The 17,254-nt window shown below is 56.4% G+C and carries 19 protein-coding genes; 9 read left to right on the plus strand and 10 right to left on the minus strand.

The genetic code is table 11. The features are described 5' to 3' along the window. Positions 1-16: 16 nt before the first annotated feature. The 4 genes from ruvC to aspS form a co-directional block, all read right to left on the minus strand. Positions 17-541, minus strand: coding sequence for a crossover junction endodeoxyribonuclease RuvC (ruvC, locus tag QCD69_RS12230; protein WP_253460721.1), 525 nt, complete (start codon positions 539-541; stop codon positions 17-19). Positions 542-575: 34 nt separating this feature from the next. Beyond that, entirely contained in the window at positions 576-1,319 is a 744-nt protein-coding gene (locus tag QCD69_RS12235; protein WP_253460718.1) for a YebC/PmpR family DNA-binding transcriptional regulator, read from the minus strand. A 178-nt stretch (positions 1,320-1,497) separates the two neighbouring features. After that, entirely contained in the window at positions 1,498-1,932 is a 435-nt protein-coding gene (gene nudB, locus QCD69_RS12240; protein ID WP_253460715.1) for a dihydroneopterin triphosphate diphosphatase, read from the minus strand. A 1-nt stretch (position 1,933) separates the two neighbouring features. After that, positions 1,934-3,712: an aspartate--tRNA ligase gene (gene aspS, locus QCD69_RS12245; protein ID WP_301252215.1), complete on the minus strand. Its 1,779-nt coding sequence runs from the start codon at positions 3,710-3,712 to the stop codon at positions 1,934-1,936. Between the two features lie 267 nt (positions 3,713-3,979). Between aspS and QCD69_RS12250 the strand changes: the two genes are divergently transcribed. The 5 genes from QCD69_RS12250 to cmoB all read left to right on the plus strand — a co-directional run bounded on the left by QCD69_RS12250 (position 3,980) and on the right by cmoB (position 7,685). Continuing rightward, positions 3,980-4,543, plus strand: coding sequence for a hydrolase (locus QCD69_RS12250; protein ID WP_301252217.1), 564 nt, complete (start codon positions 3,980-3,982; stop codon positions 4,541-4,543). 57 nt (positions 4,544-4,600) lie between these two features. Then, entirely contained in the window at positions 4,601-5,425 is an 825-nt protein-coding gene (locus QCD69_RS12255) for a DUF72 domain-containing protein (RefSeq protein WP_301252219.1), read from the plus strand. Positions 5,426-5,510: 85 nt separating this feature from the next. After that, positions 5,511-5,906 (plus strand): MAPEG family protein, encoded by a 396-nt coding sequence (locus QCD69_RS12260; RefSeq protein WP_253460703.1) that lies wholly within the window; start codon positions 5,511-5,513, stop codon positions 5,904-5,906. A gap of 73 nt (positions 5,907-5,979) precedes the next feature. Beyond that, a complete protein-coding gene (gene cmoA, locus QCD69_RS12265; RefSeq protein ID WP_125287922.1) occupies positions 5,980-6,720 on the plus strand; it encodes a carboxy-S-adenosyl-L-methionine synthase CmoA in 741 nt (246 codons plus the stop codon). After that, positions 6,717-7,685: a tRNA 5-methoxyuridine(34)/uridine 5-oxyacetic acid(34) synthase CmoB gene (cmoB, locus tag QCD69_RS12270; protein WP_253461296.1), complete on the plus strand. Its 969-nt coding sequence runs from the start codon at positions 6,717-6,719 to the stop codon at positions 7,683-7,685. Before cmoA ends, cmoB begins: the two co-directional genes overlap by 4 nt. A 260-nt stretch (positions 7,686-7,945) precedes the next feature. On the opposite strand, the gene QCD69_RS12275 is transcribed toward cmoB, so the two are convergent. Next, positions 7,946-8,563 carry a LysE family translocator gene (locus QCD69_RS12275; RefSeq protein ID WP_301252220.1) on the minus strand — a complete coding sequence of 206 codons (618 nt, stop codon included), beginning with the start codon at positions 8,561-8,563 and terminating at the stop codon, positions 7,946-7,948. Between the two features lie 152 nt (positions 8,564-8,715). Between QCD69_RS12275 and QCD69_RS12280 the strand changes: the two genes are divergently transcribed. Continuing rightward, positions 8,716-9,813, plus strand: coding sequence for a glycerol dehydrogenase (locus tag QCD69_RS12280; protein ID WP_301252222.1), 1,098 nt, complete (start codon positions 8,716-8,718; stop codon positions 9,811-9,813). 20 nt (positions 9,814-9,833) lie between these two features. Here the strand turns inward: QCD69_RS12280 and QCD69_RS12285 are convergent, their stop codons facing one another. Continuing rightward, entirely contained in the window at positions 9,834-10,676 is an 843-nt protein-coding gene (locus tag QCD69_RS12285; protein WP_301252223.1) for a hypothetical protein, read from the minus strand. Between the two features lie 157 nt (positions 10,677-10,833). Further along, positions 10,834-11,595 carry a copper homeostasis protein CutC gene (gene cutC, locus QCD69_RS12290; protein WP_253460691.1) on the minus strand — a complete coding sequence of 254 codons (762 nt, stop codon included), beginning with the start codon at positions 11,593-11,595 and terminating at the stop codon, positions 10,834-10,836. A 100-nt stretch (positions 11,596-11,695) separates the two neighbouring features. Here cutC and QCD69_RS12295 point away from each other — a divergent pair, with 100 nt between their 5' ends. Beyond that, positions 11,696-12,844 carry a MalY/PatB family protein gene (locus QCD69_RS12295; protein ID WP_301252224.1) on the plus strand — a complete coding sequence of 383 codons (1,149 nt, stop codon included), beginning with the start codon at positions 11,696-11,698 and terminating at the stop codon, positions 12,842-12,844. Here QCD69_RS12295 and QCD69_RS12300 read toward each other — a convergent pair. Beyond that, a complete protein-coding gene (locus tag QCD69_RS12300; RefSeq protein ID WP_253460685.1) occupies positions 12,833-13,399 on the minus strand; it encodes a VOC family protein in 567 nt (188 codons plus the stop codon). The genes QCD69_RS12295 and QCD69_RS12300 overlap by 12 nt on opposite strands. Before the next feature lie 306 nt (positions 13,400-13,705). Between QCD69_RS12300 and QCD69_RS12305 the strand changes: the two genes are divergently transcribed. Continuing rightward, positions 13,706-13,834 (plus strand): hypothetical protein, encoded by a 129-nt coding sequence (locus QCD69_RS12305; protein ID WP_301252226.1) that lies wholly within the window; start codon positions 13,706-13,708, stop codon positions 13,832-13,834. 196 nt (positions 13,835-14,030) lie between these two features. After that, positions 14,031-15,761: an arginine--tRNA ligase gene (argS, locus tag QCD69_RS12310; RefSeq protein ID WP_301252227.1), complete on the plus strand. Its 1,731-nt coding sequence runs from the start codon at positions 14,031-14,033 to the stop codon at positions 15,759-15,761. A 78-nt stretch (positions 15,762-15,839) separates the two neighbouring features. Here the strand turns inward: argS and QCD69_RS12315 are convergent, their stop codons facing one another. Beyond that, positions 15,840-16,361: a hypothetical protein gene (locus QCD69_RS12315; protein ID WP_301252229.1), complete on the minus strand. Its 522-nt coding sequence runs from the start codon at positions 16,359-16,361 to the stop codon at positions 15,840-15,842. Then, complete coding sequence (locus QCD69_RS12320; RefSeq protein ID WP_253460676.1) at positions 16,358-16,717, minus strand: tlde1 domain-containing protein; 360 nt, start codon at positions 16,715-16,717, stop codon at positions 16,358-16,360. The genes QCD69_RS12315 and QCD69_RS12320 overlap by 4 nt, the downstream gene beginning before the upstream one ends. Positions 16,718-17,254: the final 537 nt, after the last annotated feature.

The following is a 17,254-nucleotide window of genomic DNA, read 5'->3' on the forward strand; positions in this document are numbered from 1 at the left end:
ATAGATATCCAGCTTATCAGGAACGCAGGCGACCGCGCGCCAGGTTGAGTTTGCCTTCGCCCAGCCGGTTAATATTCTGGCTGAGATGGCAGTGGGTGATGGCGATAGCCAGCGCATCTGCCGCATCCGCCTGCGGGCTGGCGGAGAGCTTCAGCAGCGTTTTCACCATATGCTGCACCTGGCTTTTCTCTGCGCTGCCGATGCCGACCACGGTTTGCTTGACCTGACGCGCGGCGTATTCGAACACCGGCAGATCGTGATTGACCGCCGCCACGATGGCCGCGCCGCGAGCCTGGCCCAGCTTCAGCGCCGAATCGGCGTTTTTCGCCATAAAGACCTGCTCAATGGCGAAGTATTCCGGCTGAAACTGGGTGATAATCTCGCTGACGCCCGCATAAATCAGCTTCAGGCGGGACGGCAGATCGGTCGAATTGGTGCGGATGCAGCCGCTGCCCAGGTAGGTCAACTGGCGACCTACCTGACGGATAATACCGTAGCCGGTTATCCGCGAGCCGGGATCGATACCTAAAATGATCGCCATTACGCCTCTCCCGGCCGTTGCGTGAAGTGCGCCATTACAGCGTTGCCGCGACCTCGTCGGAGATCTCGCCGTTATGGTAAACTTCCTGCACGTCGTCGCAATCTTCCAGCATATCGATCAGGCGCAGCAGCTTCGGCGCCGTTTCCGCATCCATATCCGCTTTGGTGGAAGGGATCATGGTGACTTCGGCGCTGTCGGCAGTCAGGCCCGCTGCGGCCAGCGCGTCTTTCACTTCGCCCAGCGATTCCCACGCGGTAAAGACATCCATCGCGCCGTCGTCATAGGTCACCACGTCGTCCGCACCCGCTTCCAGCGCGGCATCCATCAGGGTGTCTTCTTCCAGACCCGGAGCGAAAGAGATCACGCCTTTGCGGGTAAACAGATAGGCCACGGAGCCGTCGGTGCCCAGGTTGCCACCGGTTTTGGTGAAGGCGTGACGCACTTCGGAAACGGTACGGTTGCGGTTGTCGCTCAGGCATTCCACCATCACCGCCGTGCCGCCAGGACCATAGCCTTCATAGATGATGGTTTCCATGTTGCTGTCGTCTTCGCCGCCCACGCCGCGCGCGATAGCACGGTTCATGGTATCGCGCGTCATGTTGTTGGACAGCGCCTTATCCATTGCCGCGCGCAGGCGCGGGTTAGAACCCGGATCGCCACCGCCCAGCTTAGCTGCCGTAACCAGCTCGCGGATAATTTTGGTGAAAATTTTACCGCGTTTGGCATCCTGAGCCGCTTTACGGTGCTTGGTGTTAGCCCATTTACTGTGACCAGCCATTAACTCTTTCTCCAGATATAGATCGGACAGGCTATCCTGCGCGTGATGTTGTCCGCTGGCAGTGTCCGCAGTCCTCACGGACGCATGCCGGCAGCGAACAAACTCACCGCGCCGATAAAAGCCTGAACATTTAACTAATTCCATCCCTTTACCCGGCCATTAGCCAGAAGCCAGGGAGCTAAACTACAAATTCTTCAATGGCCTGGCGGTTGCTCCAGGACTTGCACAGCGCCGCACCTTCTGCGGCCGCCATCCAGCGCCAGGCCAGATGCTCGCTTAGCGTGACCGGCTGTTCGGCAGGCAGCGCCAGATAAAACCAGTGTTCGCTGTTATGCGTGACCTCCGGCGCGTAGCGGTGGCGAAAATGCGCAAAGATTTCGAATTCTATCCGACGCCGGCAGTCCACTAATGTGAGCTGCCCGGCGTTGATATCAATCCCTGTTTCTTCCAGCACTTCCCGCCGCGCGGTTTCCGCCAGGCTTTCGCCCTCTTCCTGACTGCCGGTAACGGATTGCCAGAAATCCGGATCGTCGCGCCGTTGCAGCATCAGCACCCGCCCGGTATCGCGGGCGAAGATCACCACCAGAACCGATACGGGCCGCTTGAAAGCCATCTTAGTTGCTCTCAGGCTTATCCTTTTTTATCACCTGGATCCCCAGCTCCGTCAGCGAAGCCGGATTGGCGAAGCTTGGCGCTTCGGTCATCAGGCAGGCCGCCGCCGTGGTTTTCGGGAAGGCGATAACGTCGCGGATGTTGTCGGTGCCGGTTAACAGCATAACCAGGCGATCCAGACCAAAGGCTAAACCAGCGTGCGGCGGCGTACCGAACTTCAGCGCATCCAGCAGGAAGCCGAACTTCTCACGCTGCTCCTGCTCGGTGATGCCCAGAATGCCGAATACCGTCTGCTGCATGTCGCCACGGTGAATACGCACCGAGCCGCCGCCCACTTCGTAGCCGTTGATCACCATGTCATAGGCGTTGGCGATCGCCGTTTCCGGCGCGTTTTTCAGATCGATTGGTGTCATGTCGCGCGGCGCGGTGAACGGATGGTGCATCGCAGTCAGCCCGCTTTCGCCGTCGTCTTCAAACATTGGGAAGTCAACGACCCACAGCGGCGCCCAGGCGTTGCCGTTGGTAATATCCAGGTCGCGACCCAGCTTCAGGCGCAGCGCGCCCAGCGCGTCGGCCACGATTTTCTCGCTGTCCGCGCCAAAGAAGATCGCGTCGCCGTCAGCGGCCTCGGTACGGCTCAGGATCGCTTCCACGATGTCCGCGTTCAGGAACTTGGCGACCGGGCTGCTGACGCCTTCCAGACCTTTGGCGCGTTCGTTGACTTTCATCCACGCCAGGCCTTTCGCGCCGTAGATTTCGACAAACTTGCCGTATTCATCAATCTGCTTGCGGCTGAGCTGAGCACCGCCCGGCACGCGCAGCGCGGCGACGCGGCCTTTGGCATCGTTGGCCGGGCCGGAGAAGACCTTGAACTCTACATCTTTCAGCAGGTCTGCCACGTCCACCAGCTCCATCGGGTTACGCAGATCCGGCTTGTCGGAACCGTAACGGCGCATCGCTTCGGCGAAGGTCATCATCGGGAAATCGCCCAGATCGACGCCTTTCACGTCCTGCCACAGCTCGCGCACCATTTTCTCCATGATTTCCCGCACCTGTGGCGCGGTCATAAAGGAGGTTTCGACGTCGATCTGGGTAAATTCAGGCTGGCGGTCGGCGCGCAGATCTTCATCGCGGAAGCATTTGACGATCTGATAGTAGCGGTCGAAGCCGGACATCATCAGCAGCTGCTTGAACAGCTGAGGCGACTGCGGCAGCGCATAGAATTTGCCTTTGTGCACGCGGCTCGGCACCAGATAGTCGCGCGCGCCTTCCGGCGTGGCTTTGGTCAGCATCGGCGTTTCGATATCCAGAAAGCCGTTGTCGTCCATAAAGCGGCGCACGAAGCTGGTGATTTTCGCGCGGGCCTTCAGGCGCTGCGCCATATCCGGACGACGCAGATCCAGATAGCGATATTTCAGGCGCGCTTCTTCGCTGTTGGTCTGATTGGGATCCAGTGGCAGCGGCTCGGCGCGGTTGATAATGGTCAGATCGGTGGCGAACACTTCTACTTCGCCCGTTGCCATCTCGCTGTTTTTGTTTTTTTCGTCACGCGCACGCACGGTGCCGGTCAGCTGGATACAGAACTCGTTACGCAGTTCAGAGGCCAGCTGAAAGGCTTCCTGGCGATCGGGGTCGAAAAAGACCTGCACGATGCCTTCACGGTCGCGCATATCGATGAAGATCAGGCTGCCCAGATCGCGGCGGCGGTTAACCCATCCGCAAAGTGTCACCTGTTGGCCTACGTGAGACAGGTTGATCTGTCCGCAATACTCGGTACGCATAACGCTATCCTTTTAACTTCGCCGCTCGCGGGCAGCATCTTTAGTTATCTGTTCGGGGCGATGCCGCCGCGAAAAAGGCGGCTATTATAATGGAAAAAGCCCGGCGCGATAAGAGTCGCTTCCTGCAAGCTATGCCGAAAGTCGCTACAATTAGCCTGCGCCTCACAAAAGCTAACAAATTTCCCGCGTCTCTGACATTGTTGTTATCGCGCATTAAGGCTGACTGCCTGTATTCTCAACGGTTTTCCCCAAACACCCGGAGCAAGTATGTTGGAATTAAACGCTGCAACCACCGCGCTGGTGCTGATCGATTTGCAGGAAGGCATTCTGCCTTTCGCTGGCGGCCCTTATAAGGCAGAAGACGTGGTGGCCCGTTCGGCAAAGCTGGCCGATAAATTCCGCGCCGTCAATGCGCCCGTCGTGCTGGTGCGCGTGGGCTGGGCGAAAGATTTCGGCGACGCGCCGAAGCAGGTAGTTGATAACAGCCACGGCGGCCCGCTGCCGGAAAACTGGTGGGACTGGCCGACAGCCCTGGGCAAACAGGACAGCGATATTGAAGTGATCAAACATCAGTGGGGCGCGTTTTACGGCACCGATCTGGAGCTGCAGCTGCGTCGTCGCGGTATTGATACTATTGTGCTGGGCGGCATCTCGACCAATATCGGCGTGGAATCTACCGCCCGTAACGCCTGGGAGCTGGGCTTTAACCTGATCGTCGCGGAAGATATCTGTAGCGCGGGCAGCAGCGAAGAGCACAACGGCAGCTTTAAGCATATTTTCCCCCGTCTGGGTCGTGTACGCACCTCAGACGAGATTATGGCCGCGCTGTAATTTTCCCCGCGATCGCAGGGAAGCGATCGTTATCGTCGGCATGATAAGAGAGGAGCGATGAAACCTTTTTATCTGGGTCTGCCGCAGTGGCAGCATCCGCAATGGAAAAAGTTGGGCATGGAAACCCTTGCCGACTACGCGCGTTATTTTAACTGTGTGGAAGGCAATACAACGCTCTACGCGCTGCCGCGCCCTGAGATCGTCCAGCGCTGGTACGATATGACCCATGACGATTTCCGCTTCTGCTTTAAGTTTCCTGCCACCATCAGCCACAAGGCCGCGCTGCGCGACAGCGGCGATCTGACCGCCGAATTTTTCAGCCTGCTGACGCCGCTCGCCTCCCGCATCGGTCAGTACTGGCTGCAATTGCCCTCCGCGTTTTCGCCGGCGGATCTCCCGGCGCTTTGGGCCTTTCTTGACGGCCTGCCGAAAAGCTTCAGCTACGGCGTGGAAGTGCGTCATCCGGAATTTTTTGCCAAGGGCGAGGCTGAAAAAGCCCTGAACGCGGGGCTGCATCAGCGCGGCGTGAATCGGGTGATCCTGGATACGCGCGGCGTCCATTCCGCCATACCCAGCAATCCGGCCATTATTGACGCGCAGCGCAAAAAACCGCACCTGCCGGTGCATGCGGTGATGACAGCCGACCAGCCAATGATCCGTTTTATCGGCGGCGACGAGGTAAGCGCCAACCTGAAATGGTTTGCAGCCTGGCAAAACAAGCTGCCGCAGTGGTGCGAACAGGGCCAGCCGTGGCTGTTTATTCATACGCCTGACGTGGCCTTTGCGCCGGCGATGGTGCAGAGCCTGTGGGGGGCGTTGCGCCAGGCGGTGCCCGATATCGGCGAGCCGCCGGACTGGCCGCAGCAGGACAGTCTGTTCTGATCCCGGGCGACGCTGCACATATGCTGACAGCTGCTCTTTTCACCGCTATGATGGCGCCAGAAATTTTCGACCGGGTGGAGTAAGGATGGTCAGCGCGCTGTATGTAGTGCTGGGAGCACTGTTTATTATCAAGTTTTCTTTTGACGTAGTGCGGCTGCGTCGCCAGTATCACGTGGCGCACGGCGACGGCGGCTTTTATGAATTGCAGACCGCCATTCGTATTCACGGCAACGCCGTAGAGTATATTCCGCTCGCCCTGCTGCTGCTGGTGATTATGGAAATGAACGGCGCGGAAATGTGGATGCTGCATCTGACAGGCCTCTTCTTTTTCCTGGGCCGCGCGCTGCACAGCTACGGTATGCGCACCAGCACGCTGCTGTGGCGGAAAAACGGTATGATCCTGACGCTGGCATCGCTGCTGGGCATGATCGTGCTTAACCTTGTTTTTCTGCCCTGGGATTTGGTTTTCACGCTGGGCTGAGGCGGAAAAGGTGCAGCCCGCGCCGCTTTCTGCCAGAATACGCCCTTTCCGTTTTTGTTCCGGACTTACCACTATGTCTAACCGCGATACGCTGTTCTCCGCGCCGATTGCCAAACTGGGCGACTGGACGTTTGACGAGCGCGTGGCCGAAGTTTTTCCCGATATGATCCAGCGCTCCGTGCCTGGCTATTCCAATATTATTTCGATGATCGGGATGCTGGCCGAGCGTTTTGTACAGCCGCACAGCCAGGTTTACGATCTGGGCTGCTCGCTGGGCGCCGCCACCCTTTCGGTGCGCCGCAATATCAAAGCCGAAGGCTGCAAAATTATCTCCGTTGATAACTCGCCCGCGATGGTGGAGCGCTGCCGCCGTCATATCGACGCTTTCCGCGCCGACACGCCGGTCGAGGTGATTGAGGCCGATATTCGCGCCGTTCCGATTGAAAACGCCTCGCTGGTGGTGCTGAACTTTACGCTGCAGTTTTTAGAGCCTGCCGAGCGGCAGAGCCTGCTGAATACCATCTGGCAAGGCCTGCGTCCCGGCGGCGCACTGGTGCTTTCCGAAAAATTCAGCTTCGCCGACGCCAGCGTGGGCGAACTGCTGTTCAATATGCATCATGACTTCAAGCGGGCTAACGGCTACAGCGAACTGGAGATCAGCCAGAAGCGCAGTATGCTGGAAAACGTTATGCTGACCGACAGCGTGGAAACGCACAAAGAGCGCCTGCGCCTGGCCGGTTTTGAGCATGCCGAACTCTGGTTCCAGTGCTTTAATTTTGGCTCGTTAATTGCGCTTAAGGCTGGGACGGACTGATGGATTTCGGTAATTTTTATCAGCTGATCGCCAAAAGTCCGCTGTCGCACTGGCTGGAAACGCTGCCTGCACAGATTGCCGCCTGGCAGCGCGAACAGCTGCACGGGCATTTTAAAAACTGGGATCGCTCGGTTGAGCATCTGCCGACCATCGTGCCAGAAACGTTGGATCTGCTGCACGGTGTCACCGCCGACAGCAGCCAGCTCAGCGAGCGTCAGCGCGGCGGTATCGAAAGCCTGCTGCGTAATCTGATGCCGTGGCGCAAAGGCCCCTACTCGCTGTATGGCGTGCATATTAATACCGAATGGCGCTCCGACTGGAAATGGGACCGCGTGCTGCCGCATATTTCCCCGCTGGCGGGCCGAACCGTGCTGGACGTCGGCTGCGGCAGCGGCTATCACATGTGGCGCATGGTTGGTGCGGGCGCAAATCTGGTGGTGGGCATCGATCCGATGCAGCTGTTTATCTGCCAGTTCGAGGCCGTGCGCAAGCTGCTGGGCAACGATCAGCGCGCGCACGTGCTGCCGCTCGGCATCGAGCAGCTGCCGGAGCTGAAAGCGTTTGATACGGTTTTTTCGATGGGCGTGCTCTATCATCGCCGCTCGCCGCTGGATCACCTTTATCAGCTGAAGAACCAGCTGGTCAGCGGCGGCGAGCTGGTGCTGGAAACCCTGGTGGTCGAAGGCGACGAGCACGCGGTGCTGGTGCCAGGCGAACGCTATGCGCAGATGCGCAACGTCTATTTTATTCCCTCTACCGGCGCGCTGAAAAACTGGCTGGAGAAATGCGGCTTTGTTGATGTGAAGATCGCGGACTATTCCGTGACTTCGACGGAAGAGCAGCGCCGCACCGACTGGATGACCAGCGAATCGCTGGCGGAGTTTTTGGATCCCAACGACAGCAGCAAAACCGTCGAAGGCTATCCGGCGCCGCTGCGTGCCGTACTGGTGGCGCGCAAGCCTTAGCACGACCGGCGTCGCCGTGGGCGTAAAGCCTTGGCTTTACTCGTGGCTCATAACTGCCAGCTTTAGCTACCCGTGCGGCTGACGCGGTGCGCAAGCTTCGGGCATAAGCGGCCTGACTGATAGCCAGCCTTAGTTCGTCCGGCGCGGGTGGCTGCTGGTTTCAGCCTCGCTGTAGTAAATAAAGCCGGACGACCATTTTCGCGCAGGGACGCGCGAAAAGTGCGTTCATTATCCGTGCTTTCCCCCTTCCCCGGCAGGTCTTAACGCTTCGCCAGCGCCAGCTTTGCGGCAAAGCCGATAAAGACGCAGCCGGTCAGGCGATCCATGATTTTTATCACCGCCGGCTTACGCAGCTTTTCCGCAAAGTAATGCGTGCAGGCGATCAGCATCCCGTTCCACAACGTGCCGACGACCACGTGGGTAAAGGCCATGCCGATACTCCAGAGCGCCACCGAGCCACCAGCAGGAATAAATTGCGGCAAAAACGAGACGTAGAAGATGCCGACCTTAGGGTTAAGCAAATTGCCTAAAAAACCACGCATAAATACGCGGCGATAGCCGTCCTGCTTAGCCTGCGGCAGAGCGTCCTGGAAGGCGCTGCGCGGTTTTAACAGTAGCCCCACGCCGAGCCATAGCAGATACGCCGCGCCCGCCAGCCTTAAAATGTTATAGGCCACTTCCGATGCCAGAAGCAGTGCGCCAAGCCCCACGCCCACCGCAGTGCCCCACGCCATACAGCCGGCATTGACGCCCATGCTGGTCGCCAGCGCTTTTTTCCAGCCGCTGGCGGCGGACGTACGCAGGATCAATGCCGTATCGAAACCCGGCGTCATGGTCAGCAGCGTAATGGCGAACAGAAAGGTTAATAACGAGGTCATACTGATTTCCCTGGAAAGGAAAAAAAGTTTAGCGATTACGCGGCTGATTGCCTACTACCAATTTTCGTTATGTCACATTTCCATCCCCCTTTTTGCGTTAAAAGGTCTACGGTTGAACCTGTACGACTTTTATTTCACCAAAAGGAGTTCCCATGAGTAAGTTCGTATTCTCTTCACCGCGCAAGTACGTTCAGGGCGCTGGCGTCATGGCTCAGCTGGGCGACTACGTAGCGGAACTGGGCAATAAAGCTTTTGTGGTGGCGGATGAAATCGTCTGGAAACTGACGGGCAAGACGGTGCAGGATGCTTTGCAGCAGCGCAACGTCGAGTTTCATTATCAGCAGTTCAACGGCGAGGCTTCCGGCAATGAGATCGCTCGCCTTACGGCGCTGGCGAAAGAGGCCGATGCGCAGCTGGTGATCGGCGTAGGCGGCGGCAAAACGTTGGATACGGTTAAAGCAGTGGCCGACGAGCTGAAGCGGCCGGTGGTGATTGTACCGACTATCGCCTCGACGGATGCGCCGTGCAGCGCGCTTTCCGTGATCTACTCCGACAGCGGCGTATTCGAAAGCTACCGCTTCTATAACAAAAACCCGGATCTGGTGCTGGTGGATACGCAGGTCTGCGCCCAGGCGCCGGTCAGGCTGTTCGCTTCCGGCATCGCTGATGGTCTGGCGACTTTTGTCGAAGCGCAGGCGGTCAAACGTTCGCACAGCAAATCGATGGTGGATGGCGATCCGACGATTGCAGGTATGGCGATTGCCGAAGCCTGCGAAAAAACGCTGCTGACCTGGGGATACAGCGCTTATCAGGCGGTAGAGAAAAAAGTGGTTACGCCAGCCGTAGAGGCGGTAGTGGAGGCCAATACGCTGCTTTCCGGCCTGGGCTTTGAAAACGCAGGTTTAGCGGGCGCGCACGCTATCCATAACGGCTTTACCGCTATCGACGGCGACATCCACCATCTGACGCACGGTGAAAAGGTCGCCTACGGCACGCTGACGCAAATGGTGCTGGAGCAGCGGCCCGATGAAGAGATTGCACGCTATGTCCGCTTTTATCGCGCGATAAAAATGCCGACCACGCTAAAAGAGATGCATCTGGAAAACGAAAGCTGGGAGAACCTGCTGAAAGTGGGCGAACTGGCTAACAGCGAAGGCGATACGCTGAAGAACCTTAACCCTAACCTTAGCGCGCAGGATATCGCCAGCGCTATCCTGGCAGTAGACGCTTTCAGCCAGACCGTGAAATAACAGCGTTTGGCGCGGGCCGCTTATTTGTCCGCGCCTTCCGCTTTATCCCAGTATTCAAAGCGATAGGCCGCGCTGATATTGCGCAGCACTTCACCGTGCGCAAAGACTTCTCTCTCATGCGAGTAGCTTAGCGTGCAGTTGCCCCGCTCGTCCCACAGCTGGCATTCATCCTGCGTGGTCAGCTCGCTATCGGGGTTATGCGTTTGCATCAGTAGCCCCTTTTCCCGCTTTTTATCGTCATAGCTCCACTGCATTTCGCTGTTGCCCGAACGGCTGGCGATCAGCAGATTTTCCGCATTCCAGCTATAGTGAAACTCGCCGTTGGCCTGCGCGTCCGAGCCTCTCGCCACGCTTTTTATCAGCCGCTGACGGCTGTCGTAGCTGTTAGTGGTTTCCGTAAAGCCCTTTTTGCCCTGCAACAGAAACGCCTCGGACGAGCTGGTAATGGTGCCCGTTTTACCGGTCAGATAGTTGACGGTTCCCTGTTTATTGCTGACTTCCACCAGCTTGCCCTTTTGCAGCACGAAGACCGACAGAACGTAGTCGGCCTGCCAGCCGGTGGCGACGCGCGTGACGCTTTGCACCATTCTGAGCGCGACGTTACCTTCGTTCTTGTCAAAGCTGATATCCGCCCGCAGCAGCGCGCCACAGCGATCGAACTCACCGAGAATGCGTTTTTGCTGGTCGACATCCTTACCAAACTCGCCCATTACAACCTGTTTTATCGGCCCTTTCGCGGTACCGCCCAGCAGCAGCAGGCTGTTGCTGTCGTTAACCCGTGCGGCGTTGGCGGGACAGGTATCTGCGCCCTGTGCCGCGCCCGCCAGTAGCATGAGCGGCAGCAGAAAAACGTTGGCGGTCATTATGACTTTCATCAGTGAACTCGCAGCAGCCAGAGATGTGTTCAGTGTAAGAGGAATTTCGGTTCTGCGGCAGAAAAAAAGCCTCACCAAAATGATGAGGCCTGGTACTTGCAAACATCACGTCGTTAACCTGGCGTGCTGTGCGGCAAAATCGGGGTCAGGCTACGCTTGCCGACGAGCCAAACGAGAGCGAGAGCGAGGCTTTCATGGCTTCCACCATATCGCCGTCAACGCAGGCGCGGCTGAACTCGTCCGTTTCCGCGACGGAAGTCATGGAAACACCGGCTTTACGGTAGCGCATTGCAGAGGCGATTCGCTGGCTGGCGGAGCTGTGTAGCTCACGCAATCCGGCTTCCACAAACTTATGCAGGTTGCTCATGCGGACGCCAGCGCCGGCCATAATGATTGGACCCTGGGTAAGCTGATTAAGTTCCCTTAATAAAGGTAAACCGCTTTCGGCGCTTTGTTGCTGGCCGGAAGTCAGGATGCGCGCCACGCCCAGGTCGGTAAGCTGCCGCAGCGCCGTCAGCGGGTTGTGACAGAGATCGAAAGCGCGGTGGAAGGTCACCTCCATGCCTGCGCAAAGCGCCATGACCTGCTTCATCCTGGCGATATCAATATGCCCGTCCACATCCAGTATGCCGACCACCACGCCCGGAAAACCAAGCTCGCGGATCCAGGCGACATCGTCTTTAATCTGACGAAACTCGTTGTCACTGAAGCAGAAATCACCGCCGCGCGGACGCACCAGGGGATGAACGGGTATGGACACGGTTTCGCGAGCCTGCAACAGGCTGCCAGCCGAAGGCGTTAATCCGCCTTCCGAAGGCGCAGCGCAAAGCTCCACCCGATCGGCGCCAGCGGTTTGCGCGGCCAGCGCGCAATCAATCCCATAGCAGCATACTTCCAGTTTTAACATTTCATTCTCCTGTTAATGACTGCCGGCTGGTTGTGTAAATCTGTTTCGCTGTTTAGTCTGCTTTCGAACATTAAAAATAATAGTAACGGGAATCACCAACATGACATGCACTTTCGACCAGCGTATCGATCGCCGTCACAGCGATAGTCTGAAATGGCAGAAATATGGCGGTCAGGATATTTTGCCGCTCTGGGTAGCAGATACCGATTTCCGCTCGCCGCAATGTGTGATTGACGCGCTTCAGCAGCGCGTGGCCCATGGTATTTTCGGCTATGGCACCACGCCGGATGAGCTGATTGCCGTCACCACGGCGCGAATGCTGGCGCGCTATCAGTGGAAAATCGACCCGGAATGGCTGGTTTTACTGCCGGGCGTGGTCAGCGGGCTGAATTTAGCGGTACGCGCTTTTACCGAGCCGCATCAGGGCACCGTCGCGCCCACGCCGATTTATCCGCCGTTCCGCTCTGCGGCGAAGCTGGCCGACCGCGCGCAGCTTGACGTGCCGTTAAAACTGCATGAGGGACGCTGGCTGGCGGATTTTGACGAGCTGTCACCCGCCATGACCGGCAACGAAAAACTGTTAATGCTGTGCAATCCGCAAAATCCCGGCGGCACGGTTTATCGTCGCGAGGAGCTGGAGGCACAGCTGCGCTTTGCGCAACGTCACGATCTGATCGTCTGCTCTGATGAAATTCACTGCGACCTGCTGCTGGAAGACGGCGTGCAGCATATTCCTTTTGGCAGTCTTAACGAAGACGCGCAGCGACGCTCCGTGACGCTGATTTCGCCCTCAAAGACGTTCAATATTGCCGGGCTGGGCGCTTCGCTGGCCATTATTCCCGATAAAGCGTTGCGCGCACGTTTCAACAAAGCACGCCTGGGCATTGTGCCGCAACCGGATATCCTGGCGCTGGTCGCCGCGACGGCCGCCTGGCGAGACGGGCAGCCGTGGCTGGACGAGCAGCTGGCCTATCTTAAAACCTCAAGGGACTGGCTGACCGAGCGTATCAACGCTATTGAGGGGCTTTCGCTGGCCCGCCCGGAGGCGACCTATCTGGCGTGGATTGACGCCAGCCAGCTTAACGTTGCCAGCCCGGCGCTGTTTTTTGAACGGCACGGGCTGGGCTTTTCCGCCGGGCGTGATTTTGGCGACGATAGCTTTGTACGCTTTAACTTTGGCTGCCCGCGCGATCTGATTGTGGAAGCGGTGCGACGGATGGAAAAAGCCGTGCGGACGTTACGACGCTAGCTCGCTCTCTACAATCTCTTTCAGGCTCCAGGGATGGAACTTGATCGTCACCTGGCCGTCGCTGACCGCGAGCGTCGGATTAGGCAGCCTTTCGCCCTCTCCTTTCGGCGCGCTATTTTTAATGGCTATCCCTGGTTTAGAGAGGCTCTCATCCGACAACAGCGCCAGCGCACGCACGCTCAGCTGCGCTTCATCGCCCGGCAGCACGATCTCAACGTGCTCCCAGCCTTCATGCCGATAGACTTTTTCACCGGGCCAGGGCAGCTCCACCATGCTGATTTGCCATGGCCCGACCCGTAATGGTTCATGCAGCTCAAACAGCGCGACCGGCCGTCCGCCTATCATCTTTTCTGAAAACAGCACGCCGTGCTGCAAAAAACCTTTTTTCCAGCGTTCCGCCGTCGCGACCTGATGGCAGCGTACGGCGATGTGATCGGCATGATGCGCAGCCAGATCCAGCCCGAGCCGCGTCGCCAGATGGTTAATTTTGTATAGAAACTCTCCAGAATCCTTAACTAAATCGTTTAATTCTTCCGCTACTTTACCTGAAAACATGCCTTCCTCGTTAAATTACTTTAAAAATATTAATCATTTTTATGCCATCACACCCCGTTTTCGGGCCAGCTTTCCTGATGAAGAAAAACGTAACAGCCCAGGATAGCTCGATAATTGCGGATTATTATCCTTTTCTTTAGTTAAATTTGGTTTAGTCCCAGCATATTATTTAGAAAATTTGGCTTAACTTAATGTTTTAATTTAGTTAAATTTATACAATGCGACTATTCTTAAATCCCGTTCGTCGACTCCAGGGTATTCTTATTTCTTATAGATTCGTTTCGCTTCTCACACAAGGAATAGCAAATGCTGATGTTAATACTTATTGCAGCGCTTATCGTTATGACGGGCTTTGCTCTGGTGAGGCACTGGAAGCTTCGTAACGAAAAGACGACTATCGCCAGCCCGCATCGCCCTCACCGTCGTCGCACCTGACCAGACAACCAGGAAGCAGCGCCCGCTGTTTCCTGTGCCCTCTCCTGTTTACACGCCTGGATAACTACAGCCTAAATGCAGTATACTTTTTCCCTTCTTTTTTAGCGGTAGCGAACAGCCACTCTGCTGTCCGACTCCGTTTAGTATGACGGCCTGGCCTCAGCGCGCAGGCGTTTTTGCATATAAAGGTAATCCGGTGAATATTCAGGCTCTTCTCTCAGATAAAGTCAGTCAGGCGATGATCGCGGCAGGGGCTCCGGCCGACTGCGAGCCGCAGGTGCGTCAGTCCGCTAAGGCACAGTTCGGCGATTACCAGGCAAACGGTATTATGGCCGTTGCGAAAAAACTGGGCAAGGCGCCGCGCCAGCTTGCTGAAGAGGTGCTGACCCATCTCGATCTACAGGGGATCGCCAGCAAGGTTGAAATCGCCGGACCAGGTTTTATCAATCTGTTTCTTGACGCCGGCTGGCTTGCCGCCCAGGTAGACCGCGTTGTCGACGCGCCGCGCCTGGGCGTGTCGCCGGTCGAACCGCAGACTATCGTTATCGACTACTCTGCGCCTAACGTCGCCAAAGAGATGCACGTTGGTCACGTTCGCTCCACCATCATTGGTGATGCGGCGGTGCGCACGCTCTCCTTCCTGGGCCACAACGTGATCCGCGCCAACCATGTGGGCGACTGGGGCACGCAGTTCGGGATGCTGATCGCTTACCTGGAAAAACAGCAGAACGAAGCCCATGAAGAGATCGCTTTATCCGATCTGGAAGCCTTCTACCGCGAAGCCAAGCGTACCTATGACGAAGATCCGGCTTTTGCCGAACGCGCGCGCGGCTACGTGGTAAAACTTCAGGGCGGCGATGAATACTGCCGTAAAATGTGGAAGCGTCTGGTGGACATCACCATGTCGCAGAACCAGAAAGTCTACGACCGCATGAACGTGACGCTGAGCCGCAAAGACGTCATGGGCGAAAGCCTGTACAACGATATGCTGCCGGGCATCGTTGCCGATCTGAAAGCCAAAGGCCTGGCGGTAGAAAGCGAAGGCGCTACCGTGGTTTTCCTGGACGAGTACAAAAATAAAGATGGCGAGCCGATGGGCGTTATCATCCAGAAAAAGGATGGCGGCTATCTTTATACCACCACCGATATCGCCTGCGCGAAATACCGTTATGAAACGCTTCATGCCGATCGCGTGCTCTACTATATCGATTCACGTCAGCACCAGCATCTACAGCAGGCGTGGACCATCGTGCGTAAAGCCGGTTACGTGCCGACGTCCGTGCCTTTAGAACACCATGCGTTTGGCATGATGCTGGGCAAGGACGGCAAGCCGTTTAAAACCCGCGCGGGCGGCACCATCAAGCTTTCCGATCTGCTGGACGAAGCGGTCGAGCGCGCCACGAAGCTGGTTAGCGAGAAAAACCCGGATATGCCAGCCGACGAACTGGCGAAGCTTGCCAACACGGTGGGTATCGGCGCGGTCAAATATGCGGATCTTTCTAAAAGCCGCACCACGGATTATGTGTTTGACTGGGACAACATGCTGGCCTTTGAAGGCAACACCGCGCCGTATATGCAGTATGCCTATACGCGTGTGCTTTCCGTGTTCCGCAAGGCGGGCATTGAAGAATCCGCCGTCACGGGCAAAACCGTGATTGCTGAAGATCGCGAAGCGGCGCTGGCCGTACGCCTGCTGCAATTTGAAGAAACCATCACCCAGGTCGCGCGCGACGGCACGCCGCACGTGATGTGTGCTTACCTCTACGATCTGGCCGGTCTGTTCTCTGGTTTCTACGAGCACTGCCCGATCCTGTCTGCCGAAGACGAAGCGACGAAGCAGAGCCGCCTGAAGCTGGCGCTGCTGACCGCGAGAACCCTGAAGCAGGGTCTGGATACGCTGGGTATCGAAACCGTCGAAAGAATGTAACAGGCGATCCGCAAAGGGACGAGCTTTCGTCCCTTTTTATCGCTAAAGATTTAGTCTGTTTTATTCTGCCTGGAAAATTTACCCGGGAGCCCGTACCGGATTAAAGCTTTTATTTCCCCATTTCATCTCGCCTCGCTCATCCTCCTGCTGAATTTCCGCCATAGCTGCCTGCATAATATTCAGGCACTCTGCGGCTGGTTTACCTGCTTTTTTAAGCGCTTCCGTTGCCAGAGCGTAATATTTCAGCACAGAAGATTTCGTGTAAGACAGGATGGCAGGTACAGAGCAAATGCTGCCGGAATCAAATCGCTGAACAAGCGTATCAGCGGATGTCCCTATTTCTTCCGTTGCCTGAAGCGTTGCCAACGGCTTATTGATCAATGCAAAACTTATTGCCTCAACGAGCTCAATAGCCTGTGGGTCGGTAATTGAATGACTTATCGCTTTTATTTTTCCAGGTAATACCGCAATCGTCTGGCTATTCCCTTTTGCAATATTACTAATAAATTGCCCCCAGTTTTCTTCGACCATCACTGAGCTACAGGCTGCGGAAGTGGAAAACAGACATAACGTCATCAACAAGAAAGATAAATTTCTCATCTTATTACCTCCAGCTCTCTGTCATGGGAAGACCAGATACGATCCCGGGTCGCAGACCTCAGGATAATACATCCCTGGGAAGCAAAGCCTGCTGGTTTGCCTATACGTTCGCCATGAATACGAAACTCCGTGCGCCCAAAGGTTTCACCAGTGATTTGCCTGAGCACGATCGTCATTGGCCCTTTTGTGTGGGTACGCTGCGTGATACGCCATTTACCACGCGGGATCGGCCCCATTCCTCTTACCTGCTGTCGGTCGGGATTATTCTTATTGGTCAGCATACCTGAATAACCACGGTCGATATACTCGCTATCGTGATAAAGATTTCCCGTAGATTGCTGATAAATCCATGCCATGTGCATTATCCTTATACAAATCTGTGCGGTTCCGGGTGGCCTGATTAGGTGATTTAGCCACCAGGATATGCCAAAATTATTCTGGTTTAGCTGAAGCGGACTGCCCCTTATACGCTCTATCCTTTTCGAAAATAAGTAGCATAATGAGTGGAATACCCGCCGTTATTCCCCCCTCTTCCTGAAAAGCGGGCAACGTATTTTCATCACACATTGCGCCGCAAAAAAATGATTAAGTTCACCTTATTGCACTATTTACGTTTTGTCTGTTATGACAAACCGCTCCCTGATGCCGTCGCCTGCCCTACAATGACTTCTGTAACCTGCCGCCCATGCCGCAACGACCTTTTCCGCAGACTTGCGTAACCCATCGCCAATCCCGCACCATCCTTACCGCCACGCCGCTGCCTGACCGCAGTAAGAGGCCATGCGGATAAGCGGACTGATTCATCCTGTTTATCAGGAACTGCACAAAATATTTGAAAATAACACCGTTATATAATAATACTCCCGAGCTACTTTCGTCCCCCACCTTCTGAC

The organism is Erwinia sp. PsM31 (genome assembly GCF_030433775.1).
Classification (GTDB): domain Bacteria; phylum Pseudomonadota; class Gammaproteobacteria; order Enterobacterales; family Enterobacteriaceae; genus Erwinia; species Erwinia aeris.

Bases quoted from the DNA above. Each gene is read 5' to 3' on its own strand.
- ruvC (WP_253460721.1), bottom strand. From the start codon at position 541: ATGGCGATCATTTTAGGTATCGATCCCGGCTCGCGGATAACCGGCTAC.
- QCD69_RS12235 (WP_253460718.1), bottom strand. From the start codon at position 1,319: ATGGCTGGTCACAGTAAATGGGCTAACACCAAGCACCGTAAAGCGGCT.
- nudB (WP_253460715.1), bottom strand. From the start codon at position 1,932: ATGGCTTTCAAGCGGCCCGTATCGGTTCTGGTGGTGATCTTCGCCCGC.
- aspS (WP_301252215.1), bottom strand. From the start codon at position 3,712: ATGCGTACCGAGTATTGCGGACAGATCAACCTGTCTCACGTAGGCCAA.
- QCD69_RS12250 (WP_301252217.1), top strand. From the start codon at position 3,980: ATGTTGGAATTAAACGCTGCAACCACCGCGCTGGTGCTGATCGATTTG.
- QCD69_RS12255 (WP_301252219.1), top strand. From the start codon at position 4,601: ATGAAACCTTTTTATCTGGGTCTGCCGCAGTGGCAGCATCCGCAATGG.
- QCD69_RS12260 (WP_253460703.1), top strand. From the start codon at position 5,511: ATGGTCAGCGCGCTGTATGTAGTGCTGGGAGCACTGTTTATTATCAAG.
- cmoA (WP_125287922.1), top strand. From the start codon at position 5,980: ATGTCTAACCGCGATACGCTGTTCTCCGCGCCGATTGCCAAACTGGGC.
- QCD69_RS12275 (WP_301252220.1), bottom strand. From the start codon at position 8,563: ATGACCTCGTTATTAACCTTTCTGTTCGCCATTACGCTGCTGACCATG.
- QCD69_RS12280 (WP_301252222.1), top strand. From the start codon at position 8,716: ATGAGTAAGTTCGTATTCTCTTCACCGCGCAAGTACGTTCAGGGCGCT.
- QCD69_RS12285 (WP_301252223.1), bottom strand. From the start codon at position 10,676: ATGACCGCCAACGTTTTTCTGCTGCCGCTCATGCTACTGGCGGGCGCG.
- cutC (WP_253460691.1), bottom strand. From the start codon at position 11,595: ATGTTAAAACTGGAAGTATGCTGCTATGGGATTGATTGCGCGCTGGCC.
- QCD69_RS12295 (WP_301252224.1), top strand. From the start codon at position 11,696: ATGACATGCACTTTCGACCAGCGTATCGATCGCCGTCACAGCGATAGT.
- QCD69_RS12300 (WP_253460685.1), bottom strand. From the start codon at position 13,399: ATGTTTTCAGGTAAAGTAGCGGAAGAATTAAACGATTTAGTTAAGGAT.
- QCD69_RS12305 (WP_301252226.1), top strand. From the start codon at position 13,706: ATGCTGATGTTAATACTTATTGCAGCGCTTATCGTTATGACGGGCTTT.
- QCD69_RS12315 (WP_301252229.1), bottom strand. From the start codon at position 16,361: ATGAGAAATTTATCTTTCTTGTTGATGACGTTATGTCTGTTTTCCACT.
- QCD69_RS12320 (WP_253460676.1), bottom strand. From the start codon at position 16,717: ATGGCATGGATTTATCAGCAATCTACGGGAAATCTTTATCACGATAGC.